This is a genomic window from Sphingobacterium sp. E70 (assembly GCF_019285695.1).
GTDB lineage: Bacteria > Bacteroidota > Bacteroidia > Sphingobacteriales > Sphingobacteriaceae > Sphingobacterium > Sphingobacterium detergens.
In genome coordinates this window covers 533109-556420 of sequence record NZ_CP079104.1, presented here as the reverse complement: position 1 = coordinate 556420, position 23312 = coordinate 533109, and the positions used below count along the sequence as shown (strand labels likewise).

Genomic DNA, 23312 nt, shown 5'->3' with positions numbered 1-23312 from the left:
TATGGAAATGATTGAATTTTGATTAAAAAATAGTGGTTACTATTCGGTTTAAAAACAGTGAAATAACGGTTCTAATGCAAATAAATATAAAGTAGTGTTAATTCGTGTAAATAAATGTTATCATTCTATCTGCTGTTAGGATAGGTCGCTTGTAGGTGGTAGATTCGTAAACCCTATTCCCTATGCGTATAACATGATCAAGCCTTGGGATGTGGATCTAATGCGCATCCCAAGGCAAAGATTGAATTAGGCTGTCGATTAACCAACTTCATAATCATCTTCTATTCGATTTTTTCAATCTTTAAGAATCCTGTTTTCCCAGTGCATTATAACGAGCAAGGTGGGTGGCAATCAGGATATGGCAGATTGCAAAGAATGTGAGGAACAGTAAAACTATAGTAGGACGAGCGCCAGGAAAATGCATGTATTGACAGGGATAAATTGATATACTACGCAATTATAATTGCATACAAAGTCAAATTTATCTAAGTTTGTGCATCAAATCAAATTCGAGATGAACATTTCATATAATTGGTTAAAACAACACGTTAATATAGATTCGACGCCGGAGGAATTATCTTTGATCTTGACAAACACAGGATTGGAAGTAGAGGCACTGGACGTCGTACAGAGTATCCCCGGTGGATTGGATGGTTTGGTCGTTGGCGAAGTAAAAACTTGTGAGCAACACCCGAATGCTGATAAATTGCGCGTTACTACAGTTGATGTAGGCGCTTCTGAATTACTAAATATCGTATGTGGGGCGCCAAATTGCCGTACAGGATTGAAAGTAATTGTGGCAACAGTAGGTACAACATGTCACCCGTTGAGTGGAGAACCCTTTAAGATTACCAAATCTAAAATTCGTGGCGAAGTATCCGAAGGTATGTTATGTGGTGAAGATGAAATCGGTTTGGGCACATCCCATGCCGGTATTGTTGAATTGCCAGCTGATGTTGCGGTAGGGACATTGGTGAAAGATCATTTCAATATTCAGGATGATTACCGTTATGAAATAGGCCTTACACCGAATCGTGCGGATGCGGCATCCCATTTAGGTGTAGCACGCGATATCGCTGCTTATTTCCGTACAAATATTCTAAAAGCGGATATTTCGGCCTTTCAAGCGGCTGAGGAAGCAGGTACAGCTGTTGTTGTCGAAGACACTGCGGCTTGTCCACGTTATAGCGGAATCAATATTTCCGGTGTTCAGGTTGCAGAATCACCTGATTGGTTGAAAGAAAAATTAAATGTGATCGGTGTACGTCCAATCAATAATATTGTCGATATCACCAATTTTATATTGCATGACCTTGGCCAACCATTGCATGCGTTTGATGCGGATAAAATTGCTGGTAACAAGGTGCTTGTCCGTACAGCAAAAGAAGGGGAAAAGTTTGTGACCCTAGATGCTGTGGAACGGACGCTTTCTGCTGAAGACCTTGTGATTGCTGATGCTGAAAAACCAATGTGTATCGCTGGTGTTTTTGGTGGTGCACATTCAGGTGTTTCGACAGAAACAACCAATGTGTTTTTGAATCGGCTTATTTCAATGCCGTATCAGTGCGTAAGACCTCTAAAAGACATGGTCTGAAAACAGATGCTTCATTCCGTTTCGAACGTGGTACAGATCCTAACATTACTGTAGAAGCGTTAAAACGTGCGGCATTGTTGATTCAGGAAATTGCCGGGGGACGATATCTTCGACCTTGAAAGATGTATATCCTGCCGAAATTAAACCATTCTCATTCCATGTGAGCTATGCGAACGTGGTACGTTTAATTGGACAAGCAATCCCAAATGAAGAAATTAGAGCTATTATTGTTGCCCTTGGTATTGAGATTGCTTCGGAGACAGCTGCCGGGCTAGATGTTTTAGTACCTGCTTATCGTGTTGATGTAACCCGCGAAGTAGATGTTGTGGAAGAGGTATTACGGATTTATGGCTACAATAACATTGAACTAAAATCCCAAATTAAGGCTTCCTTAAACACGGTCGAAAAACCAGATAAAGAGGTCGTCTTAAATCAACTTGCGGACTTATTGATCGGTAATGGATTCCGTGAAATATTGGCAAATTCGTTGACAAAGCTTGATTATGCAGATGACAGTGAAACTGCTGTCAGATTGTTCAATCCCTTGAGCTCGGACTTGGATACCATGCGCCAAAACATGTTATTCTCCGTGTTGAATGCCATTGAATATAATCAGAAGCGTAGAAATTTTGATCTGAAATTTTTCGAATTCGGTAAAACTTATGCGTTGGACGGTGAGGGATATAAAGAAACGCAGCATTTGACTTTTGCAATAACCGGCAGAGAGGAAGCTGAACAGTGGAATAGCAAAAAGGTAATGTCAATTTCTATAACCTCAAAGCTGCAGTTGATACCATTGTCAAACGTCTAAAGATTGAGGGCATACAAATACAAGATGCACCGAGCAATCATTTTGCCTACGGATTGAGTTATATGAAAGGTCAGAAATGTCTGGTTTCTTTCGGTGCGGTAGCTAATGCCAACTTGAAAAAGCAGATGTTGAGGGGCAGGTTTTCTTCGCAGATTTTGACTGGGATGTCTTAATGAAAATCATTCGCAAGAATAGTATTCAATATAAGGAAGTGTCGAAATTTCCTGCTGTACGTCGTGATTTATCCCTGTTGATTGACGAAAATGTGAGCTTCGATAAGCTTCAATTTGTCGCTCAAAAGACCGAACGCAAGCTTTTAAAGGAGGTAAATGTGTTTGATGTGTATAAAGGTGATAAAATTCCGGAAGGGAAAAAGTCTTATGCTCTGAGCTTTATCCTGCAAGACGAAGAAAAAACATTGACCGATAAACAAATTGATGCGATAGTTCAAAAATTAATTGTTAATTTTGAGAAGGAACTAAGCGCAGAGGTGCGTGGTTAATTAGATATAGAACATTAATTGGTAATATTCGATTTACGCTATGGCAACATTGTCTTCACAAATGAATCTGATCGTTGAGAAAACGAAAACTTAATTCAAATGTGCGAAGTCTTGCAAGAAGAAAATGATTTGCTTAAATTAGAGGTACAATCCTTAAAAGTGGCTTTCGACGCGAGCAACGATAAAAGCAAGCAGTTGGAAGAGAAAGTCAAGGCGCTGGCAGTAGCCCGAACCTTGGATTCAGAAACGGATAAGGAAGCAATTAATGAAAAAATACTTGACACAAAACAAAAAATTAACGATTTTGTGCGAGAAATAGACAAGTGTATTAGTTTGTTGAAGTAGTTGGAATTTGGAGATTATCGGAATTTAAACTAATACAACGTTAAAAAGCTCAAAGAAATGGGAGAGATTTCCATAAAAATAAATATCGCAGATCGTGTTTATCCCCTTCGGGTGGAAAGCGCGGAGGAAGAAGTGATTCGACATGCTGCGAAATTGATAAATGAAAAAGTAAAGGAATTGCAGGAAAACTATACTGTTAGAGATAAGCAGGATTTGTTGTCCATGTGTGTATTGCAGTTCGCTACGCGAATGTTAAATGCGGAGCGACAGTCCCAGAACCACGAAGTGGGGCTGGAGAATTCAGTACAGGAGCTTGATCAGTTGTTGACGGATTTCTTTAACAAATAAATTTACGTTCTTTATATTTAGAGCTTAAAACGACGAATTTGCCGCAATTAAATTCGGGTTGTCACTATTTTAAACTTAACGCTTCAATATTACAGGCGCAAAAAGATATAGGCCATTTTGCGAAAGCCATCTGGGTCATAATCTAAGCCTAATTATGTAATCACGAAGTTTAATAATACATGAGACCTGTTTAAATTTAATTGCGGTTTTTTTTGTTTTGAAACCATCATGCGTTGGGCCTGTTTGCATACCATGTAAACCCTGTCTGATTCAATCGTTGGTATTCCCAAGAAGTATATCGGAATACCAATGGCATAAAATCAGCTGGTGTCCAGTTCAAAAAATGGCGAAGATATTTATGCTATTGAAATTTAATAATTAATAAAAACAAACATATATAATACAATTATACATACATGGACGTCGCAATTTATATCATAATTTCTCTGATTGTTGGTGTAGTTATAGGTCGTTATCTGTTGGTTCTGTTATTCAAAAAACAAGAACAGGAAGCCAAAGATAAGGTAAATAGCATACTAAAAGATGCAGAGCAAGAAGGAGAACACATTAAAAAGAAACGCCTTTTAGAGGCTAAAGAAAAATTCCTTCAATTAAAATCCGAACATGAAAAGGAGGTGAATCAACGTAACAACACCATCAACCAAAAGGAAAATACGTTGAGACAGAAAGAACAATCGATTAACCAAAAGCTTGAAAGCATCAATCGCGATAAGCAGGATGTGGATACCAAAAAGAAGCAATTGGATAAATTGGTTGAACTTAATGAAAAGAAATCCGAAGAAGTCGAGGCTTTAAAATTACAACAGATCAAACAATTGGAGAGTATCGCTGGTGTTACAGCTGACGAAGCTAAAAACCAATTGGTGGATTCATTGCGCGAGGAAGCGCGTTCCCAAGCAATGATTCAGATCAAGGATATTGTAGATGAAGCGAAATTGACCGCGACGAAAGAAGCAAAAAAGTCGTTATCCAAACGATCCAACGTACCGCTACTGAATCTGCAATCGAAAATACAGTTTCCATTTTCAATATCGAAAATGATGAGATCAAAGGCCGTATTATTGGTCGTGAGGGCCGTAATATCCGTGCATTGGAAGCTGCAACAGGTGTAGAGATCATTGTGGATGATACACCGGAGGCAATTATCCTTTCTGGTTTCGATCCAGTACGTCGTGAGATCGCCCGTTTGGCTTTACACCGTCTTGTAACGGATGGCCGTATCCACCCAGCTCGTATCGAGGAGGTCGTAGCAAAAACACGTACACAGATTGAAGACGAGATTGTTGAGATTGGTGAACGTACAGCTATCGATCTGGGTATCCACGGTTTACATCCGGAGCTGATCCGTATGGTGGGACGCATGCGTTACCGTTCTTCTTATGGTCAGAACCTTCTACAGCACTCCCGTGAGGTTGCCAATTTTGCGGCAACAATGGCTGCTGAGTTGGGATTGAATGTAAAACATGCCAAACGTGCCGGACTATTGCATGATATTGGTAAAGTGCCTGATGATAATCCTGAATTGCCACACGCAATTCTAGGTATGCAATTGGCTGAAAAATATAAGGAGCATCCAGATGTTTGTAATGCCATTGGCGCTCACCACGATGAAATTGAGATGACAGCCTTAATTTCTCCAGTTGTACAAGCCTGTGATGCTATCTCAGGAGCACGCCCTGGAGCACGTCGTGAAGTTGTTGAAAGCTACATCAAACGTTTGAAAGAACTTGAAGACTTGGCACTATCTTACCCTGGTGTTGAGAAAACTTTTGCGATACAGGCAGGTCGTGAATTACGTGTCATCGTTGAGAGTGAAAAAGTATCGGATGCGCAATCAGAAATATTGGCAGCTGATATTTCAAACCGTATACAGACTGAAATGACTTATCCAGGTCAGATTAAAGTGACTGTCATCCGGGAGACGAGATCCGTATCTTACGCAAAATAACGTATGGAAGAGTCCTGAAAAACAAAACAGGATCTTTGGTAAACAAATAATAATAGAAACGCCTCAATCATTGATTGGGGCGTTTTTTTGCTGTATATTTTGATGCGGGGAATACCTGTCCAGTCGCGCGGAATAGTCGTTCCCGTCGAAAGTTTATTTATGCGTCAAAAACTGAATTAAATCATCCACACTATGCAGCAGATAGGTTGGCTTTTCTTTCATAAGTTCTTCCTCACTACCATAACCATAAAGCACAGCGATGGCATCCATGCCCGTTTCCCGGGCACCAATTAAATCATGCTTGCGGTCGCCGATCATAATACAGTGCTGTGGGTCAACCAGGTTGGCCTTGTTCAATACATACTGAATGACACTTGTCTTGGTCGGTCTAGAATCGTCCAATGCACTTCCGCCAGCAAAATCGAAGTAACTGTCGATTGCAAAATGTTGTAAAATCTTATGTGCAAAAATTTCGGGTTTAGAGGTCGCTAAGTATACCTTGTAGTCTTTCGATTTTAGCCCTTCCAGTAATTTGGGGATACCATCAAAGAGCAGATTCTCATATAAACCCTGGGTCGCAAAGCGCTCACGGTACTTGTCCACACAAGCCAAAGCTTCCTTTTCGTCAAATCCATAGGTATGCATGAAGGTATCTTTCAACGGAGGGCCAATTAATGGCTTCAGGCTATTTAAATCAGGCGTATGTATTCCTTTTGCTTCGAGTGCATACGCAATGCATTTGGTGATGCCTTCAGCAGGGTCCGTCAGGGTACCATCAAGATCAAATAAGATATGTTTGTAAGACTTCATGTTGCAATATTACGGAATTGGATAGGAGATTGCCAGTTAAAGGTCGAAGAAAGCATATAATGACAAGCGACAGACTAAAAAAATGAGAATATTATTCCGTTCAACGGTTTATGCAGATCAATATTTATTAAATTTGCCGAATGAAACAAAAGAAGAAAGTTCAGGAAGTAGAACCGAAACGTCCAGTAGATACCTATTTTGAGGAATTGGATGCTAATTTTCAAGATCCAACCAATCGTATTATTCAGATCATCTTTTTGCCGCTGTTATTCTTCGGTGTGATGGGCTGTATTTGGATGATTCCTTTTCCACAGTTTGAATTTTTAGTGAAGCTCAATTGGCACACCTTTTTGAATTGGGGTTCTTTCTTCATTGCAATTATCATCTATTTTTACCTGAAATTATCCGCAACCCTGTCTTATGCAATTTTGTTCTCGATAGGAGCAATGAGCTTTTTTATTGTTCAGTTGGAATATGTACAAAAAAACGGCGGTCCTGCGGTGATATGGGTATGCTTGGCGATAGCACTGCTTGCACTAGTCGCACTGTTTCTTGGTAAAGGAAAAGAGAAAAGGCAATTACTGGAAAGCAGTTTCTGCAATTTCTACTGATAGGCCCGATATGGCTATGGCATTTTGTATTTCAGAAGTTCAATATTAGATATTAACCCATTTGCCCTGTAGTTGTCATACTGAAGGAAAAACAGGTCTATAGAGCTGTTTGAACTGAGGTTTTGACAGTTGGGTTGATAACAAGCGAAGGCTGGATTGTACTGTACAATCCAGCCTTCGCTTTTTATATGCTTTATTGATCAGTCCGATCAATTTTTATAATTGAACCATTTGATGATTTCTTTGAAACTGGCTTTCTTTCCATAGATCAATATCCCTACACGATAGATACGTGCGGCTACCCAAGTGATCAGTAGGAAGGTTAAAATAAGCAAAGCCAATGAAGTCAATATCTGCCATAAGGGGACACCAAAAGGAATGCGAACCAGCATAGCGATGGGGATGTAAATGGAATAAAACTCAGCCAGGTGGCGATTGGACCATTGGGATCGTTAATGATAACTCCGAAAGAAAGAATATACGTCAACAATAGGGGCATGGTGATCGGCATGGAAAACTGATTGGCCTCGGTTTCGTTATCTACAGCAGAACCCGCAGCGGCAAATATAGCGCTATAGAGGAGGTAACCTGCAATAAAGAACAGAAAGAAGAAGACAATAACCTCTGTGAAGTTGAAACTTTGGATTGAAGCGAGAATAGAGGCAGAACTACCTTGTCCCATTGCTTTGGATACTGTTCCCATATTGGCCGCTCCAGGCTGACCGGCGGCGACTTCCTGTATATCTTGTGGATTGACAAATAATGTAGTAGCCACAAGAAAGAGCCCTAGCGTGAGTACAAGCCACATCACAAATTGTGTAAGGCCAACCATACCGATGCCCACAATTTTACCCATCATAAGCTGAAAGGGCTTTACAGAGGAAATAATAACTTCTATAATGCGATTGCTTTTTCTTCAATGATACCCCGCATGACTTGCGCGCCATAGAGAAAGAGGGACAGGTAAACCAAAATAGCCAAGGCGACGCCAATCCCCATGGCTATTGCCGTATTGCTGTTTTTTTCCTCACCGTCTGCCGTTATTTCTTTCGCTTCAATATCCACCTTAGGTTTAATGGATTGAATCAGCTTGAGGTCTATCCCTTTGGCTTTATATTCTTTTTCCCGAATGATATCTTCCAACTGACCACTGATAATCTCCTGCGTGACAAAACTTGTTTTGCCGCTGGTGATCAATTCAGCCTTTTGTGTTGTCAGGATATCTTGAGGGATGTATAAGATCGCCTGTTTGGTTTGCTCTTGGGCCAGGCGTTGTTTTTGTTGCTGCAGCGGTAGCTGACTCTTCTTGTAGCTTACATTTTTATTGCTTTGAAGCCTATTAGCGAAGTCGCCCTGTTGATCAATGATAAAGACTTCTGTATGGGCATCTTTAAAGCTCTTTTTGTCAGGTAAAACATACCTGCATACAGCGCAAAAAAGAAAAGCGGACCGCGAAAGTCATTACAATGAATGATCTTTTCTTGACTCGGGATAGATATTCCCGTTGGATGATGAGTAATATCTTATGCATGATCTGGGGATAAAGTTGAGACCTCAGTAACCTTCTGGATAAAAATATCTGCCATGGAAGGGACAAGCTCAATGATTTGATTGAGCTGTATTTTTTATAATAAAGATGTTAATATATTGTTTATATTAACATCTTTATTTAGCTGAATAGTAGTATTGTAAATATTTTCTTTTGTGATGAGCTGACAATTTTAAATAGACTTTCATTGCTGATGTCAATGCCTTCTGCATTGAGGGTAAATTCCAACGTATAGGTTTGATTTCTATAGTCTTTCTTGATATCTTGTACGCGACCATCCAGGATTTTCTTGGAGCGGTGGATCAAAGCAATATGATCGCAAAGCTCTTCTACCGTTTCCATACGATGGGTGGAGAAGATAATGGTAGCACCTTCCGCATTTAAGCGTAGGATCTGTTCTTTGATGATATTAGCATTCACTGGGTCAAAACCTGAGAAGGGTTCATCAAGGATAATCAATTGCGGTTGGTGAATAACCGTGGCTACAAATTGCACCTTCTGCTGCATTCCTTTGCTGAGATCTTCAATCTTCTTGTCCCACCATGAAGTTATATCAAGTCGCTCGCACCAATCGTGTATTCGATGTAAAGCTTCTTTTTTGAAAGCCCTTTCAATTGCGCCAGGTAAAGCATCTGATCCCCGATTTTCATTTTTTTGTAGAGACCACGTTCTTCCGGAAGATAGCCTATCTGGGCAATATGCTGTGCGCCTAATACTTCCCCATTAAATCGGATTTCACCGGAATCGGGTGCAGTGATCTGGTTAATGATACGGATCAGTGATGTTTTTCCAGCCCCATTGGGTCCCAGTAGCCCAAAAATCTTTCCTTTTGGAATCTGGATGGATACATCGTCCAATGCGCGATGATTGGCGTAATCCTTGGTGACATGATTGATTTCGAGTAACATCTTTTCTAAGGTTTAATTAAATTCTGTATGGAGAAAAAGAGCATATATCCTGTGTTATCAAAGATACACTTGTTTATTTTGACTATTAGTATGTAAATGCCCGTAAATGTTACAGCATGACCATGAAGTTTTTTCTGGTATAGAAGCGGCGGAAACCTTGTCAAACGGATTCATTTAATGTACCTTTGTTCCATGGAAGTAAAAAAGCCGAATTCGTGTGTAGTAACACGAGAGTTGACAAATTACCTGCGCCAAATTTGCCTGAGTACGCCTTTATAGGTCGTTCTAATGTAGGTAAATCTTCTTTGATCAATGCAATGACAAATAAGAAGGGCCTTGCCAAGACCTCTCAAAAACCTGGTAAGACTCAATTGATCAATCATTTTATTATAGACGATACATGGTATCTGGTCGATTTGCCCGGTTATGGATTCGCGAAAGCATCCAAAACGAGTCGCAATGAATGGGAGAAATTCATTCGCAGATACCTGACACATAGAGATAATCTGCAATGTGTATTTGTTCTGGTGGACAGTCGTCTTGAGCCACAGAAGATCGATCTTGACTTCTGTTATTGGTTGGGTGAATGCGGTTTACCTTTTATGCTGGTCTTTACCAAAGCAGACAAACAATCGGCAGTGAAATCTGATGCAAATATCGCGAAATTTAAGAAGCAGCTTTTGCAATGGTTTGAGGAGGTGCCAACGGTCTTTTAACTTCGGCAGAAAAGAAATTAGGTCACGAGCCTATTTTGGAGACCATTGATGAGGTCAACCGCCGATTTGTCGGGCCCGAGCCGGAAGAAAGAATGCCGTTTTAAGTATTTCTAAAAATAAATATTGGTTCAAAACAATAGCTTCGTCAATCTGATCATTGTCGGGGATAGGATGACGAACGTTTTAAAGTCTAATAAGATCATCTCATGAAGAAGTATCTTTCCTTAGTTTTATTTGCCCACAGTGTATTCGCATTGCCATTTGCCCTTATTGGCTTCTTTTTGGCGCTGCATACCACGGAATATGCTTTCTATTGGAAACTGTTACTATTAATGTTATTGTGCATGGTAACGGCGCGAAATGCAGCGATGGCTTTCAATAGGTACTTGGATCGCGATATTGATGCGATCAATCCGAGAACTGCAATGCGGGATATTCCTGCAGGGAAGATTTCTGCCCAAAATGCGCTGATCTTTACCATCGTCAACTGCTTACTTTTGTCACAGCGACTTATTTTATAAACTCCTGTGCTTTATGTTGTCGCCGATTGCACTTTTTGTGGTGCTTTTTTATTCTTATACCAAACGTATCACGCCTTTATGCCATTTGGTATTAGGAGCAGGATTGGGTTTAGCGCCGATCGGAGCATATCTCGTTATCACGGGGCAATTTGCAACTGTACCTGTCCTGTATGGCTTTGCTGTACTGACCTGGGTGAGTGGTTTTGATATTATTTATGCCTTGCAGGATGAAGCTTTTGACCGCGCCAATAAGTTGAACTCTATTCCAGTCTGGTTGGGAACCAAAGGAGCGATGCGGGTATCTGAATGTTTACACGTGCTGTCTTTTATATTTGTTTTAATACCAGCGTTTTTAATGCCTGTCGGCTGGATTTATTATTTAGGTGTGGTTTTCTATGGTGGGTTGTTGATCTATCAGCATACGCTGTTTTCATCGACAAATTTAAGTCGGGTAAACCGTGATTTTATGACCACCAATGGTTACGCTTCCGTCATCTTTGCGGTCTTTTATCTTTTAGATATCTGGTTGATAAAATAAACGTTTTAGCATAAAATAAGAAAGGCTTTAGGAATTCCTAAAGCCTTTCTTATTTTTGTGTCTAATCCAATATGCGTACTATGAAGAAAAATATCCTTTTTGTTTCAATTTTATGTCTGTCATTGTCCTCTTATGCCCAGAAGCTAACAAGCTATGTGATCCAGTACAATCAAAGTTTTAATGGCAATACACCCGCCAATCAGAATGGGGTACTGGTCTATGCCAATGCAAATGAAACTTATGTGAGTTCGGAAAAAGATATAAAAGGACAATTGTTGCCGCCTTACGAACGCGTACTGGTGGAGCGATCGTCTGGAAATACCTTGCTTAAGATTGCGAAACTGAAAGATGGTTCCCTTATTCTGACAAGAGACTCTTTGGCGCTCTCCAAACAGAAATTCAACCCGACTAACGAAACCAAGACCATCTTGGGGTATCCCTGTAAGAAAGTGGAAACCAGTATCAATTCCAATAAGATTGAAATCTGGTATACGGACAAACTTGGGGTAAAAGGAGCTCCGAGCGAACTCGGGCAGGACCTTGGCTTGGTTTTAGAGGTGATCAGAAATGGCAATACACGTACCTTTGCAACAAAAGTAGAGAAAGTCAAGACCATCCCGGAGCAATTGAAATTAAAAGGAAGCGAGAAACGTTATGACGAACTTTCCTATAAAGATCTTATCTGGAAAAACCGTTTTGTTCAACTTCCGATTTTCCAAAAGGAACGCATTCGTTTTCAGATGATACCAAGTCGGATTCAATCTTACGTTTTGCCAATGGTACAGTGATTGTCAAGAAAGTCAAAATACCAAAAATCAAAGCTAGCGATAACGTGTTCGTTCAACTTGTGGAGCAATCAAAAGGTGATGCATACGACCGTACCGGATCCGTTTTTATTATTCCGGCCAATAAAGCACAGAGCTTTTTGGACGGTATGAAAATGGCATGTCAACCTTACCGAAGTACGAAAATGGAAATGGCAAGAGTTATCAGGGAGTGGTAAGAACAGCGACTTTCGAACCTATCGTTGAATTGATGCGTTTCTTTACACCCTTTGGTGTTAAGCAATTTAACTATCTTCAGTTAAAGGATAAGGTTTGGCAAGATTCTGTTCTTTACAGACAGGACGTGTCTGAGCTTGCAGGAATGTTAAGTGAGCAGGAAGTGTACGTAGGTGCTTTCATTGGCAACTATGATAAGAATGGTCATGAAGTTAGTGTTGAGCTTACAATTCACCCAGGGTTTGAGGCGGGTTCGGAAGGAAATCTGAAAAAGACGATGTCATTATTTACGACGACCAATGTGATGGAAATGGGTGGACAGGAGTATGGATCTATGTTCGATAAGGATAAAGGGTTGACACTGTCATTTCGTTTGGATCAGGATGCTAAAAACGTACAATTACGTTATATCACGACCGGTCATGGAGGCTGGGGAAATGGTGATGAGTTTGTTCCCAAAGAAAACCGTATTTTCTTAAACGATACCTTGCTCTTTAAATACACGCCTTGGCGCAACGATTGTGGCTCTTATCGTTTATCCAACCCTGCTTCAGGTAATTTTGCCACTGGATTGTCTTCATCTGATCTGAGCCGTTCCAACTGGTGCCCAGGAACTGTGACTCCACCGATTTATATCGACTTGGGCGATTTAAAAGCTGGTGATTACAAATTACAGGTTCAGATCCCGCAAGGAGCTCCTGAAGGGACAAGCTTCAGTAGCTGGAATGTCAGCGGAACTTTACTATTTGATTGATTGATTGATTGATTGATTGATTGATTGATTGATTGATTGATTGATATATTTGAGGTATTGATTTTGTATAAATCAATACCTCAATTTTTTAGATAGGCTCTGTTTCATTAGAGGGGATAGGCGGTTTCACTTTTTGTCTCCGATAACACAAAATAAGTCTGTACTGTATTGACTTGCGGTAATACAGCAAGGCGATGTCTTAAGAAGATATGATAGGCATCCATGTCTTTGGTGGCAATACGCAACATGAAATCATAAGACCCGGCCATCTGATAGCATTCCATGACTTCAGGAAATTTAGCCACTTCTTTTTCAAATTCATTCAGTACTTCGAAGGTATGTGCTTTGAGGAATACCTGCGAAAACGAAATTAATCCGATACCGATCTTATGCCGATCCAAGATTGCCACAGTTTTCTTGATATAACCTAGTCTTTTTAATTTTTTACCCTTTCGTGTACTGCTGCAATTGATTTATTCAATTCGAAAGACAGTTCTTTATTACTTAATGAAGCATCTTGCTGTAATAAGCGTAGCAGTTTTAAATCAATTTCATCCAATTCCATAATCTGAATATTTTCGGTGTTGCTACAAAATTACAATGTTTGAGTGAATAATTTATTGTTATTTATCTGTTTTTATTTAATTTTTTTGAAATTATAGTTATCTATTGAATAATATCTTGTTATTGGTCAATTTTGCAACAGAATAATCATTTATATAAAAATGGCTGAACAAGAATTACTAAGTGCATGTTTATCACCTGCATTGGACAAAAGATTTAAGCATTTGTGGAGATTGGTTGGAAACACGCCAATGTTGGAATTGCAGTATACCTACAAAGGTAAGCCAGGCCGGGTATTTGTAAAATGTGAGAATTACAATTTAACAGGTAGTATCAAAGACAGAATGGCTTTGTATATTTTGTATAAAGCATATATGAATTGCCAAATTAGACCAACAGATGTTGTTATCGAAGCTACAAGTGGAAATACTGGGATTGCCTTCTCAGCAATTGGTAAGGCTTTGGGGCATCAGGTGAAGATTATTATGCCGAATTGGTTGAGTAAAGAGCGTACCGATATTATTAGAAGTATGGGCGCTGATATTCAGTTGATCAGCAAAGAAGAGGGTGGCTTTTTGGGCAGTATTCGTTTGAGTGAAGAGCTTGCTGCTGCGGGTGGGGTTTTTCTACCCAGACAGTTCGAAAATCAATATAACGCGGAGGCACACGAAAAAACGACTGGTTACGAAATTGTCAAACAATTGGAAGAGCAGGGGCTAGTGGCAGATGCCTTTGTAGCAGGAGTGGGAACAGGCGGAACGGTTATGGGGGTAGGACGTAGTTTACGGAAGGCGAATCCAAGTGTTCGTGTACATCCTTTGGAACCTGCGGAGAGTCCAACATTGACAACAGGACATAAAGTAGGTTCACATCGTATTCAAGGTATATCTGATGAATTTATACCGGCTATTGTTGATCTGAATGAATTGGACGAGGTCGTTTGTGCCAATGATGGCGATTCGATCATTATGGCGCAGAAATTATCAAGGCAATTGGGACTTGCCGTTGGGATTTCTTCGGGCGCAAATGTTATTGGTGCCATTAAGTTACAACAGGAGCTGGGGATGGTGCAGTAGTCGTTACGCTACTATGTGATGATAATAAAAAATATTTAAGCACAGATTTGGTTAAGGAAGAGCCTGTTAAACCGGGATATCTATCCAGTGATGTTGATTTTCTGGGCTTTCAACCGATATGTAGACTACCAAATCCTGTATTTGGAGCCTAATAAGATTTAGTTTCATATGTTTATAGTTAACTCGGGGAGCGTCATACTCCTCGGGTTTTATTTACATTGGAACGATAAATAGGTCTCAAAGCAAATAAATTATGAAAAACACATTATACGCTGATGAAAACTAATTTTAAACTATTAATCCTTTTACTCCTGCTTATTCTTCCTCTCGCTATGTTTGCGCAGCAGGATAGCACGGCTAATATGGAAGGTATCGAATTTACGGATGGTACAATCAGTCCGGATTCGCTATCATTCGAAGAGTCACCGGACACGGTGACGGCAAGTGTTGATTCCAGCAAAACGGTCGCTGCGACCGCTAATGCGGGAGATTCTGCTAAAAACGGTAAAAAATCGCTTTGGAGTATTTTCATCGCGGGCTTGGTTGGGGCTTTGCTGCCTTATTGATGCCATGTATATTTCCGATGCTTCCGTTGACGGTGAGCTTCTTCACCAAACAGTCTGGTAGTCGCGCCAGTGGTATCAGCAAGGCTTTATTATATGGTCTCTTTATTATCGTGATCTATGTTGCTTTGGGGATGATTATTACCATTGCATTCGGTTCTGATGCACTCAACGCACTTTCAACCAATGGAATTTTTAATTTTATCTTCTTCTTACTGTTAGTGGTATTTGCCGCATCTTTTTCGGTGCATTCGAAATAACTTTACCGAGTTCATTTGTCAATAAAATGGATGCCAAATCGGATAAAGGTGGGCTTATTGGTCTATTTTTTATGGCATTTAGTTTATCGTTGGTATCGTTTTCCTGTACGGGTCCGATCATCGGAACTCTGTTGGTGGAAGCTGCTTCAAAAGGTGAACGATTGGGCCCAGCCATTGGTATGTTAGGATTCTCTATCGCTTTGGCAATTCCTTTTGGGTTATTTGCGATGTTCCCATCGATGCTTAAATCTCTGCCCAAGTCAGGCGGCTGGTTGAACAGTGTTAAAGTGGTACTTGGATTTTTAGAATTGGCGCTAGCTTTGAAATTCTTGTCAAATGTAGATTTGGCTTACCATTGGAATTGGTTAGACAGAGAGGTGTTTCTGTCGCTATGGATTGTAGTATTTGGTTTGATGGGGCTTTATCTGATAGGTAAGATTAAGTTTTCTCATGATAGTGATCTTAAATTTCTGTCCGTTCCAAGAACGATATTGGCTATTGTTGTTTTCTCTTTTGTTGTGTATATGATTCCGGGCTTATGGGGTGCACCTTTGAAGTCTATTTCAGCCTTTTTACCGCCATCTGCAACCCAAGATTTTGATTTATCTACCGGAGTTGGAAGTGGCTCCGCAGCACATACGGATGGAAAAGTTAAAAAATATGCAGAGATATTCCATGAGCGTGGTACACCAAAGGGCTTTGATCCTTATTATGATTACGATCAGGCTTTAGCAACAGCAAAAGAACTTAACAAACCCGTTTTAATAGACTTCACTGGATGGAATTGTGTCAACTGCCGTAAAATGGAAGCAAATGTATGGACAGATCCTGCGGTAGCCAAATTGTTGAAAGAAGAATTTGTTATGGCAGAGTTATTTGTGGATGATAAAACTGAATTGCCTGCCAATGAGCAATATGTTTCCAAGTATAGTAATAAAAAAAAAGACTATCGGAAATAAAAACAGCGATTTTCAAGCTTCATCATTCAATAGTAATTCGCAACCACTATATGTAATCGTCGACCCAAATGGTCAGATATTGGTTCCTCAAAGTGGCGCAAATTACAATGTTGAACAATACAAGGCATTTCTACAGAGCGGTGTAGATGCTTTTAAAAAGAAAAACTAACCATCGTCATATTCTAATTTTATCCTCCTTGCTGTTTGCAAGGGGATTTTTTTGTTTTTTGATCATGCTTTCTTTCTTTCTTTCTTTCTTCGGCATAGGAATTTTTTCCTATCATTTTTCATGACCTACGCGGGATTTCTTCTGTCCATTCCTGAAAAAGGTTTACAAAAACCGAATATTAAAATCTTAAATTTAATATTATGAAAAAGCGTATGACAAAACGTAAATCAGGGGACAGCAAGTTTACAGTGATAGCTTCAAAATCCTCGTTTCCAGAGAATACCTTGCCGGCAAGCTGAGTTATTCACAACTTGCCCAGAAGTACAATCTTCCTGGGGAAGCCACTCCGCGTTATTTTATGAAATGGTACCAGCAGTGGGAAAGCAATCTGGAGCTTGAAGTTCCCAGACTGTGGAATCAGAAGATGCCGGGGTGAAAAATGAGCAGGATCTCAGGGATGAACTTTTCCAGGCGAACCTTAAGATTATTGCCCTGGAGATGCTGATCAAAAAAGCGGAGGAGCTCCATGGGGCTGATTTTGTAAAAAGTCTGGGGCCAAATCGTCCGGGAAATGAAGTCGTGTTACCAGAATGTTTCGGTCTCCAGACTTTGTGGACTATTTGGCAGAACAAGGCAATCCTATTATAAATATATGGGCAGAGAGCAGGAATATTCTGTTCGCAGCGGGCTTGTGTTGGAGCGGGTACGTGAAATTCGGAAGGACTCCCATCGCATGGGTACCCTTAAACTCCGCAGCATATTGGCCAAAGAAATGGGCAGCGCGATGGCTGGACTGGGAAGGGATGCTTTCTTCCGACTGTTGCGTGAGAATGATCTTTTGGTCAAGTGCAAACGCAGGTATGCCATCACCACCCAATCCGACCACCGTTTCAAAAAGTGGCCCGACCTTGTGCAGCGCAGGCAGGCCCTGCGTCCCGAGCAGATATGGGTAAGTGATATCACCTACATCCGCATCCGGGACAAATGGATCTATCTCTGCCTGGTCACAGATGCCTATTCCCGAAAGATCGTGGGCTACAAACTTACCCACAGACCAACAGCCCAGGCCTGTATATCAGCGCTCAGGATGGCCATATCACATAGAATCTACCCACAGAGCAGTCTGACCCACCACTCCGATCGCGGCATCCAGTATTGCAGCACAAATTATGTCAATATATTGCAGGAAAATGGGATTGCAATAAGCATGACGCAATCCGGGAGCCCATACGACAATGCCGTGGCAGAAAGGTTAAATGGTATCCTAAAAACGAATATCGGATGGCCGAAACTTTCCCGGACTACAAAACGGCGCTTGCACAGCTGGTCAAAGCAGTCAATATATACAATCATTTTAGGCCACATATGTCCTGCAACATGATATCTCCACAGCAGGCCCATCAGGAATGGCAGAGCCAAAAAGTGCCCAAAGTGTTTCAAAGACGTAGCCTCGAAGCAAAAAGTTCCGCAGCAAAACCAGGGAAACAGTAGCAAGGGAAAGGACAACTGATAACAGTAAGAAAACAGACAATGACACCCACATCCAGTAGAAAAAAATAGGATGTAAAATCTATATAGTAATCTGTTCGGTAGATGTAAACCTATTTCAGTATAAGACATTCGGATATTCATTGTGAGTTGTTCGGAATCTTTTCGGTACAGCTTCGAAACAGCGTCCGAACTGGTTCGGGATTTCTTCGACAACTGTTCGACTGGTCTTCGACTTCTTGTCGAAGAATAGTCGAAGGCCAGTCGAAGCGCTCCCGAAGCACACTCGAACAACAGTCGAAGAAGTTCCGAAGACTAGTCGAAGCGATCTCGAAACTCAGCTGAACAGTTGTCAAGGAATGGACAACCCGATATTGCATAGCTGTCGCGGTGCAAAGTCGAGTCGTTATCGGAGGTTTTCTGATTAACTTTGTATACCTGATCAAAGTTGAGATGAACCCCGCCGGCCGGATTTGTTCAATAGAACAAAAAGAGGCCCTGTCATTCTCTCAATCGACAGGGCCTCAAAATTATAATATAAATTTACGGAAACTCTTAGAAATCAAATCTGACTCTGGCGCGGATCCCCAAGCTGGAGCATCAACATGGTCAAGATAATTTAGACGTTTGACGTAGTCTACACGCAAAATCTTAAAGATGTTGGATAAACCGATACTGGCCTCCATATAAGGTTCAGAACCGAATGTATATGAACTTTGAATTTGGTCTGCATTGCGTTGCCATGCAAACACTTTAGAGCCATAATTTGGATCGTCTGGATCGTTTTCTTTGCGAAGACCACCATAAACACCTTTGAAACTAAAGACCTCCCGTAATTTAAGCTTTTTGATCAATGGGATCTTATTCAATAGGAATCCGTTCATGTAATACTGCACATTGATGGAAGCGTTGTGGTCACTGACAAATTCCAGGAAGTTCATTAAGTTGTACGAGTTTAACTGGTACGCATAAGTCTGGTTTGCCCGGTGGATCGTTAGAAAAGGAAATGGAATCTCTTTTCCGGCAATGTAATTCCCTTCTGCTGTGACATCTGCAAAGCCAAACTGGCTTAAATAAAAGCGTTTGAATGCACCGACGTTAAAACTATGGTAATTATATTCTCCCTTTGCCAGGCCTTTTATTCCTGCTGTATAGTTGAATGTGAATATCGGGTATTGATTGAAAATCGGAGTACGGTAGATTTTACCTTGATAAAACTCTTCATGCGGCGCGTATCTGAAGTTGACCGATAATTCTGTTGTATTTAATTCGTTGAACAATTTGTTTTGTCCATTTTCATCCAACATCTGGTAGGTTAAGCTACCTGCTGGAGATTGTTTGTTGATATTAAATCCGGCACCAATAGCCAGATGGTTCAAGAATTCTTTTTATACTCCAAACCGTAGTTAGTTTCGTAGATATAACGGTCATTATCACCACGTTTAAAGGATAGTAAAAAGTTGTCTTCCTGAATAAACTCAAGCTTTTGTCCAGGGATCTTGGTATCTTTTTATAAGACGCCCGGATGTAGTGCATAGGGAAGGAATATACTGATTTGTTATTGAAAGCATAGGTCCCACTAAAAAGTACTTCCACTTTTGATCCTTGAAGCCATAGGCTGCATAGGTCTCGGCATAGAAGCGTTTGCTCAATGCCTCTGTTGTACGACCACCTATGCGCAAGCGAAATCCTTCAACAGGGTTAAAGCTGTAGAATGTGTTCACTGGGCCAATTTCTACAGGTCCGGCTTGTTTATAACCTGAAAGAACCAAGGCAGCAATATCCATGAAGGTTCTGAACGAAGGTATTTTCTGTAGCGTGTCAATATTATGGTAAATATTCAATTCATTTTGCGCCAAAGCCAATGGGCGTTGTGTTTCAAATAACGATTTGATTGCTTTCTTATTTTCGATATTGTAAGCAATAACCGTAGAAGGACCATCGTAAATACTATCTGCTTGCTGAATACCAACTTTATAATTATTATAGTTGACCGTCCGGCTTCCTCGAATTCCCATCCCTTTTTCCGTTAGTGAAAAATCAATGCCTAATGTACTGGTTTTCAGGTAAAATCTGCTCTTGCTATCTTTTTCAAATTTGAGCTGAATCTGAAGGTCGCGCACAAAATTTAGGTTGATATCATCGGCAACAGTCATATTAGCACCCTGAACGGCATAATTACCATCCAACGTGACATACAGCTGGCCCTTAAATAACATGTCTGCTTTATTGCGGGGAACGAAGCTCAGCTCAACCAACCAAGGTTGAGAAGTTTTAATGGTATCAGTGATGAAAAATTTATAAAATGTAGGTGCAGAGTTTGCTATCGGACTCAAAAACTGATTTGTTACCAATGAGATGTTATTATCATAGATATCAACTTGTTCGTAGAGCTTGTTAAAGTATGCTGCTAGACCATCATTATCGATAAATTTGGGGTCAAACTGTGCCCGTTGATCACCGAGTATATACTGCTTGGTCTTACTTGGATCTTTACGGTAATACACTTTGGACATTTTCTCTTCGATAAAAGCCGGTAACACATATTTATTTGCCGTTTTGGCCGAATCGTCTGTTTCAAAAAGAAATTGATAGTTTTTAAAGATTTTTTTGTTGACAAACTTCTCAGAAAGATTGCTTAATCCCAAAGACATCTTCTCGTATTGATCGAATTCGGCGTATTGCTGTCCCGATAGGCGATTTTCTCTTTATTTTCGATAACCTTACGGATCAGGGCGACTGCGGGATTGTCTTTATTGCTATATTTTTTCTTCTGGGCTTTGACAACAACTTCCTCCAGCATATTGTCTTGTGCGTCCATCAGAATTTCTTTTGACTGTACAGCATCATTGGTCACGAAAGCATCCTTATTATCATAACCGACATAACTTGCTCTGATTTTGACATAAGATGTCGGAAATACCAGCCTAAACTCTCCATTCGCGTTGGTCGACGTAGAAGTTCCCGCAGCAGCAGGCGCACCCACTACAGCGACGGTGGCATAAGCGATGGGGTCTTTGTCTTTGCGTCTTTGACCGTACCTGTAACCGTTTTGGTTTGAGCAAAGGCCATGGATGCTGATAGCAGAAATGTTATCGAGAAAAAGAGTTTAGTTATGAAGGTTTTTGTGTTTATTTTAGCTTCCATTATATTGCTATAATCTTGAAAATTCAAAATTGTTTTGTTGTTTTTACTTTATTTCTGACTTTATAAGTATTAAAATCAAAAAATCAGTGAACAAAGGAAGCAAAAAATTAAGAATAATTAAAATTTTATTGTAATGTAATAAAGGAGATGTGCGTAATCGTTTTTGGGTTTAAATGGTTGTTTTGCAGCTGTTTGTCTCAAATTATTGATTTAGGTCAATAATTTATCATCCACATTTTGACTTCACGATGATTTTCCGATCAAATATTTGCTGACTTTTGTAACGATATAGTCAATTGCGTTAAAAATCAGGAGGAATATGAAAGCTGATTTCCTGTCTGGAACCTGGGTGTATAAACTTAATAAAAGCGGCGTGGAGGTGTAATCTATTGGATTTTCTGCCATAAAGATCATCACCGAGAATAGGTGTATTCAGTCCGTTTGGATGTACGGCATGCATGCGAAGTTGATGCGTCCGGCCTGTTAGTGGATAGAAACGAACTCTTGTTTTGCCGTTTTCAATTGCGATTCTCTCCCATTTGGTTTGTGCAGGCTTGCCATAGCTGTAGCAGACCATTTGTCGGGGCCTGTCATCGAGATCCACACGGAGCGGGAGATCAATTAGACCAGATTCCTGTTCAACAATGCCATCGAGTAAAGCGATATATTCTTTTGCAATGGTATGTTGTATAAATTGATCCTGTATAAATTGGTGGGCTTCTTTATTCTTAGCAACAACCAACAGCCCTGAAGTGGACATGTCCAGCCGATGAATAATAATAGGGCCCGCTGCAGGATAACGTTGGAGTACACGATTGTAGACTGAATCCTTGACGTATATCCCAGGGACAGACAAAAACTCAGCTGGTTTATTGAAGACGATAATATCTTCATCTTCATAGATTTGCGGGAGCTCCGTTTGCAGTGTTGTTTCCTGTTGCATAGGATTCGGGTCAACGTCTAGTCCTTGAAGCATATAACCTAAAATAGGTTCACATTTTTTACGGCAAGCCGGGTAATAGTTTTTGTGCCTGCGGATTTCGGAGGAAGGGGAGCAACCCCACCAGAATTCGGCCAAGGCAATGGGTGTAAGGTTGTTGCTGTAGGCATATTGCAATAATTTCGGTGCGGCACATTCTCCGGAGCCCGCGGGTGGCGTGCTTTGGTCAAAGTCCTGAAAAATAGCAACAACATTCTTGTGCTGCCCAGTTGCATTCAAAAAATTATATTGTTCAAAAGTCTCTTTTGCAAATTTCCAGATCGTATCTTACGCTCTTCTTTCAATGCAGAAATCTCGGAAAGCAATTGTTGGAGCTTAAGGTTTTCAGATTCCAGCGCCAGATGCATGTCATACTGATAGCGTTGGAGTTCCTGTTTGTCTTTTAGGCTTTGACTGCGCATATCCTCCATGAGCATTTCGAAGTCTTCATCCGATAGGAGGGGACGCAATCTTGTTCGGGTTTCCTTGCGTTCTTTTTCTGACTTCTAAGCTTTGTTTTGAGCAGCTCAAGCTGTGTGTCCCAATAGCCTTTTAATCTATTGAGATTGCTTGTTGTCTGTTCAAGTTCTTCACTGTTTTCAAGAAATTCAATTTTCCTGTTGAGAGCATTTAAGTGTACCTCTTCATTCAGAAAGAAGCCATCCTCTTCCAGCATGTCAAATATTGGGGGAACAAAGTATTGGTGTTTATTGCTGCCAGCAAGCTTGCCGGATACAGCGGCAAGGTATCCGAGCCGATGCTGTTGATCGCGGACAACCAGTATGCCAAACATCTTGCCTATGGCAAGACTATCGTTATTTTCTTCGAGACCAAAGTTATGCGTCCACTCGTTTTGCGTCTCCAAATAAGTTTGAAGTTCTTCCGCAGCGATAATGGCTAGCGCATGTGGTTCATAACAAAATGGAAAGGTAAATCGCAGGGGGAGTTCGATACCCGAAATATCCTCTTTGAATGCATGAAAATAAGCGTTGTTGTCTAAAGTACCCACAGTTTTCCCTCTAATAATATTCTGCCTGCAAAAATACGGTTATTATGCTATTGAAATGACATTTTAAGCCCAGTTTTTTTGTTTCCACTTCTTTTTGGGTAAATTTAACTAAGCAATTAAA

At 40.5% G+C, this 23312-nt stretch carries 21 protein-coding genes and 8 pseudogenes; 16 read left to right on the top strand and 13 right to left on the bottom strand.

Translation table 11 applies throughout. The features are described from left to right. Positions 1-514: 514 nt before the first annotated feature. The 4 genes and pseudogenes from pheT to rny all read left to right on the top strand — a co-directional run bounded on the left by pheT (position 515) and on the right by rny (position 5569). A pseudogene (pheT, locus tag KUH03_RS04060) lies at positions 515-2907 on the top strand (phenylalanine--tRNA ligase subunit beta). A gap of 111 nt (positions 2908-3018) precedes the next feature. After that, complete coding sequence (locus KUH03_RS04055) at positions 3019-3252, top strand: hypothetical protein (RefSeq protein ID WP_373564633.1); 234 nt, start codon at positions 3019-3021, stop codon at positions 3250-3252. Between the two features lie 57 nt (positions 3253-3309). Continuing rightward, complete coding sequence (locus KUH03_RS04050) at positions 3310-3600, top strand: cell division protein ZapA (protein WP_077432704.1); 291 nt, start codon at positions 3310-3312, stop codon at positions 3598-3600. A 416-nt stretch (positions 3601-4016) separates the two neighbouring features. Beyond that, positions 4017-5569, top strand: a pseudogene (gene rny, locus KUH03_RS04045) (ribonuclease Y). 153 nt (positions 5570-5722) lie between these two features. Here rny and KUH03_RS04040 read toward each other — a convergent pair. Further along, positions 5723-6379 (bottom strand): HAD family hydrolase, encoded by a 657-nt coding sequence (locus KUH03_RS04040; RefSeq protein ID WP_257091684.1) that lies wholly within the window; start codon positions 6377-6379, stop codon positions 5723-5725. A 140-nt stretch (positions 6380-6519) separates the two neighbouring features. Here KUH03_RS04040 and KUH03_RS04035 point away from each other — a divergent pair, with 140 nt between their 5' ends. Beyond that, complete coding sequence (locus KUH03_RS04035; protein WP_257091683.1) at positions 6520-6990, top strand: hypothetical protein; 471 nt, start codon at positions 6520-6522, stop codon at positions 6988-6990. Positions 6991-7199: 209 nt separating this feature from the next. Here KUH03_RS04035 and KUH03_RS04030 read toward each other — a convergent pair whose 3' ends face one another. The 4 genes and pseudogenes from KUH03_RS04030 to KUH03_RS48075 all read right to left on the bottom strand — a co-directional run. Next, on the bottom strand, positions 7200-7340 hold the full coding sequence (locus KUH03_RS04030; RefSeq protein WP_257091682.1) for a hypothetical protein: 141 nt from the start codon (positions 7338-7340) through the stop codon (positions 7200-7202). Beyond that, a pseudogene (locus KUH03_RS04025) lies at positions 7337-8355 on the bottom strand (ABC transporter permease). Before KUH03_RS04025 ends, KUH03_RS04030 begins: the two are co-directional and overlap by 4 nt. A gap of 304 nt (positions 8356-8659) precedes the next feature. Then, entirely contained in the window at positions 8660-9046 is a 387-nt protein-coding gene (locus KUH03_RS48080; RefSeq protein ID WP_373564939.1) for an ABC transporter ATP-binding protein, read from the bottom strand. Then, positions 9035-9447 (bottom strand): annotated as a pseudogene (locus tag KUH03_RS48075) (ABC transporter ATP-binding protein); the annotation flags it as partial. The gene KUH03_RS48080 and the pseudogene KUH03_RS48075, both read right to left, overlap by 12 nt. A gap of 185 nt (positions 9448-9632) precedes the next feature. On the opposite strand from KUH03_RS48075, the pseudogene yihA reads away from it, so the two are divergent. The 6 genes and pseudogenes from yihA (at position 9633) to KUH03_RS03990 (ending at position 12977) form a co-directional block, all read left to right on the top strand. Further along, positions 9633-10267 (top strand): annotated as a pseudogene (yihA, locus tag KUH03_RS04015) (ribosome biogenesis GTP-binding protein YihA/YsxC). Positions 10268-10369: 102 nt separating this feature from the next. Beyond that, positions 10370-10684 (top strand): UbiA family prenyltransferase, encoded by a 315-nt coding sequence (locus KUH03_RS04010; RefSeq protein WP_257091681.1) that lies wholly within the window; start codon positions 10370-10372, stop codon positions 10682-10684. Between the two features lie 13 nt (positions 10685-10697). Further along, on the top strand, positions 10698-11222 hold the full coding sequence (locus KUH03_RS04005) for a UbiA family prenyltransferase (RefSeq protein ID WP_257091680.1): 525 nt from the start codon (positions 10698-10700) through the stop codon (positions 11220-11222). An 80-nt stretch (positions 11223-11302) separates the two neighbouring features. Further along, positions 11303-12010, top strand: coding sequence for a hypothetical protein (locus tag KUH03_RS04000; protein ID WP_257091679.1), 708 nt, complete (start codon positions 11303-11305; stop codon positions 12008-12010). Then, positions 12007-12395 (top strand): annotated as a pseudogene (locus KUH03_RS48070) (PNGase F N-terminal domain-containing protein); the annotation flags it as partial. The gene KUH03_RS04000 and the pseudogene KUH03_RS48070, both read left to right, overlap by 4 nt. Next, on the top strand, positions 12369-12977 hold the full coding sequence (locus KUH03_RS03990) for a peptide-N-glycosidase F-related protein (protein WP_373564938.1): 609 nt from the start codon (positions 12369-12371) through the stop codon (positions 12975-12977). The pseudogene KUH03_RS48070 and the gene KUH03_RS03990, both read left to right, overlap by 27 nt. 107 nt (positions 12978-13084) lie before the next feature. Here the strand turns inward: KUH03_RS03990 and KUH03_RS03985 are convergent, their stop codons facing one another. Continuing rightward, positions 13085-13387, bottom strand: a complete 303-nt coding sequence (locus KUH03_RS03985; RefSeq protein WP_306429440.1) for an Lrp/AsnC family transcriptional regulator — start codon at positions 13385-13387, stop codon at positions 13085-13087. A 26-nt stretch (positions 13388-13413) separates the two neighbouring features. Next, the gene (locus KUH03_RS45210; protein WP_306429439.1) at positions 13414-13542 is read right to left on the bottom strand and encodes an Lrp/AsnC family transcriptional regulator; all 129 of its coding nucleotides are present in this window, start codon (positions 13540-13542) and stop codon (positions 13414-13416) included. Positions 13543-13702: 160 nt separating this feature from the next. Between KUH03_RS45210 and KUH03_RS03980 the strand changes: the two are divergent. The 5 genes and pseudogenes from KUH03_RS03980 to KUH03_RS48065 all read left to right on the top strand — a co-directional run bounded on the left by KUH03_RS03980 (position 13703) and on the right by KUH03_RS48065 (position 18059). Continuing rightward, a pseudogene (locus KUH03_RS03980) lies at positions 13703-14769 on the top strand (PLP-dependent cysteine synthase family protein). A gap of 210 nt (positions 14770-14979) precedes the next feature. Next, positions 14980-16568, top strand: a pseudogene (locus KUH03_RS03975) (protein-disulfide reductase DsbD family protein). Positions 16569-16979: 411 nt separating this feature from the next. Further along, positions 16980-17216, top strand: a complete 237-nt coding sequence (locus KUH03_RS03970) for a hypothetical protein (protein ID WP_257091675.1) — start codon at positions 16980-16982, stop codon at positions 17214-17216. Beyond that, on the top strand, positions 17140-17949 hold the full coding sequence (locus tag KUH03_RS03965) for an IS3 family transposase (protein ID WP_257091674.1): 810 nt from the start codon (positions 17140-17142) through the stop codon (positions 17947-17949). Before KUH03_RS03970 ends, KUH03_RS03965 begins: the two co-directional genes overlap by 77 nt. Beyond that, positions 17850-18059 carry a hypothetical protein gene (locus KUH03_RS48065; protein WP_373564632.1) on the top strand — a complete coding sequence of 70 codons (210 nt, stop codon included), beginning with the start codon at positions 17850-17852 and terminating at the stop codon, positions 18057-18059. The genes KUH03_RS03965 and KUH03_RS48065 overlap by 100 nt, the downstream gene beginning before the upstream one ends. A gap of 527 nt (positions 18060-18586) precedes the next feature. Here KUH03_RS48065 and KUH03_RS03960 read toward each other — a convergent pair. From KUH03_RS03960 to KUH03_RS03935, 6 genes are all read right to left on the bottom strand, one after another. Continuing rightward, on the bottom strand, positions 18587-19435 hold the full coding sequence (locus KUH03_RS03960; RefSeq protein WP_257091673.1) for a DUF5686 family protein: 849 nt from the start codon (positions 19433-19435) through the stop codon (positions 18587-18589). Positions 19436-19534: 99 nt separating this feature from the next. After that, a complete protein-coding gene (locus tag KUH03_RS03955) occupies positions 19535-20710 on the bottom strand; it encodes a DUF5686 family protein (protein WP_257091672.1) in 1176 nt (391 codons plus the stop codon). Beyond that, the gene (locus KUH03_RS03950; protein WP_257091671.1) at positions 20695-21042 is read right to left on the bottom strand and encodes a carboxypeptidase-like regulatory domain-containing protein; all 348 of its coding nucleotides are present in this window, start codon (positions 21040-21042) and stop codon (positions 20695-20697) included. Before KUH03_RS03950 ends, KUH03_RS03955 begins: the two co-directional genes overlap by 16 nt. 462 nt (positions 21043-21504) lie before the next feature. After that, a complete protein-coding gene (locus KUH03_RS03945) occupies positions 21505-22422 on the bottom strand; it encodes an RluA family pseudouridine synthase (RefSeq protein WP_257091670.1) in 918 nt (305 codons plus the stop codon). Continuing rightward, a complete protein-coding gene (locus KUH03_RS03940) occupies positions 22419-22604 on the bottom strand; it encodes a hypothetical protein (RefSeq protein ID WP_257091669.1) in 186 nt (61 codons plus the stop codon). The genes KUH03_RS03945 and KUH03_RS03940 overlap by 4 nt, the downstream gene beginning before the upstream one ends. Further along, on the bottom strand, positions 22586-23191 hold the full coding sequence (locus tag KUH03_RS03935; RefSeq protein WP_257091668.1) for a hypothetical protein: 606 nt from the start codon (positions 23189-23191) through the stop codon (positions 22586-22588). The genes KUH03_RS03940 and KUH03_RS03935 overlap by 19 nt, the downstream gene beginning before the upstream one ends. Positions 23192-23312: the final 121 nt, after the last annotated feature.

What these genes read in the sequence shown, in the direction of transcription:
- KUH03_RS04005 (WP_257091680.1), top strand. Translation starts at nt 10,698, where the DNA reads ATGTTGTCGCCGATTGCACTTTTTGTGGTGCTTTTTTATTCTTATACC.
- KUH03_RS03955 (WP_257091672.1), bottom strand. Translation starts at nt 20,710, where the DNA reads ATGTCTTTGGGATTAAGCAATCTTTCTGAGAAGTTTGTCAACAAAAAA.
- KUH03_RS04035 (WP_257091683.1), top strand. Translation starts at nt 6,520, where the DNA reads ATGAAACAAAAGAAGAAAGTTCAGGAAGTAGAACCGAAACGTCCAGTA.
- KUH03_RS04040 (WP_257091684.1), bottom strand. Translation starts at nt 6,379, where the DNA reads ATGAAGTCTTACAAACATATCTTATTTGATCTTGATGGTACCCTGACG.
- KUH03_RS04000 (WP_257091679.1), top strand. Translation starts at nt 11,303, where the DNA reads ATGAAGAAAAATATCCTTTTTGTTTCAATTTTATGTCTGTCATTGTCC.
- KUH03_RS04050 (WP_077432704.1), top strand. Translation starts at nt 3,310, where the DNA reads ATGGGAGAGATTTCCATAAAAATAAATATCGCAGATCGTGTTTATCCC.
- KUH03_RS48080 (WP_373564939.1), bottom strand. Translation starts at nt 9,046, where the DNA reads ATGCAGCAGAAGGTGCAATTTGTAGCCACGGTTATTCACCAACCGCAA.
- KUH03_RS03940 (WP_257091669.1), bottom strand. Translation starts at nt 22,604, where the DNA reads ATGCGCAGTCAAAGCCTAAAAGACAAACAGGAACTCCAACGCTATCAG.
- KUH03_RS03990 (WP_373564938.1), top strand. Translation starts at nt 12,369, where the DNA reads ATGTTAAGTGAGCAGGAAGTGTACGTAGGTGCTTTCATTGGCAACTAT.
- KUH03_RS48065 (WP_373564632.1), top strand. Translation starts at nt 17,850, where the DNA reads ATGGCCGAAACTTTCCCGGACTACAAAACGGCGCTTGCACAGCTGGTC.
- KUH03_RS03965 (WP_257091674.1), top strand. Translation starts at nt 17,140, where the DNA reads ATGAAGTCGTGTTACCAGAATGTTTCGGTCTCCAGACTTTGTGGACTA.
- KUH03_RS45210 (WP_306429439.1), bottom strand. Translation starts at nt 13,542, where the DNA reads ATGGAATTGGATGAAATTGATTTAAAACTGCTACGCTTATTACAGCAA.
- KUH03_RS04010 (WP_257091681.1), top strand. Translation starts at nt 10,370, where the DNA reads ATGAAGAAGTATCTTTCCTTAGTTTTATTTGCCCACAGTGTATTCGCA.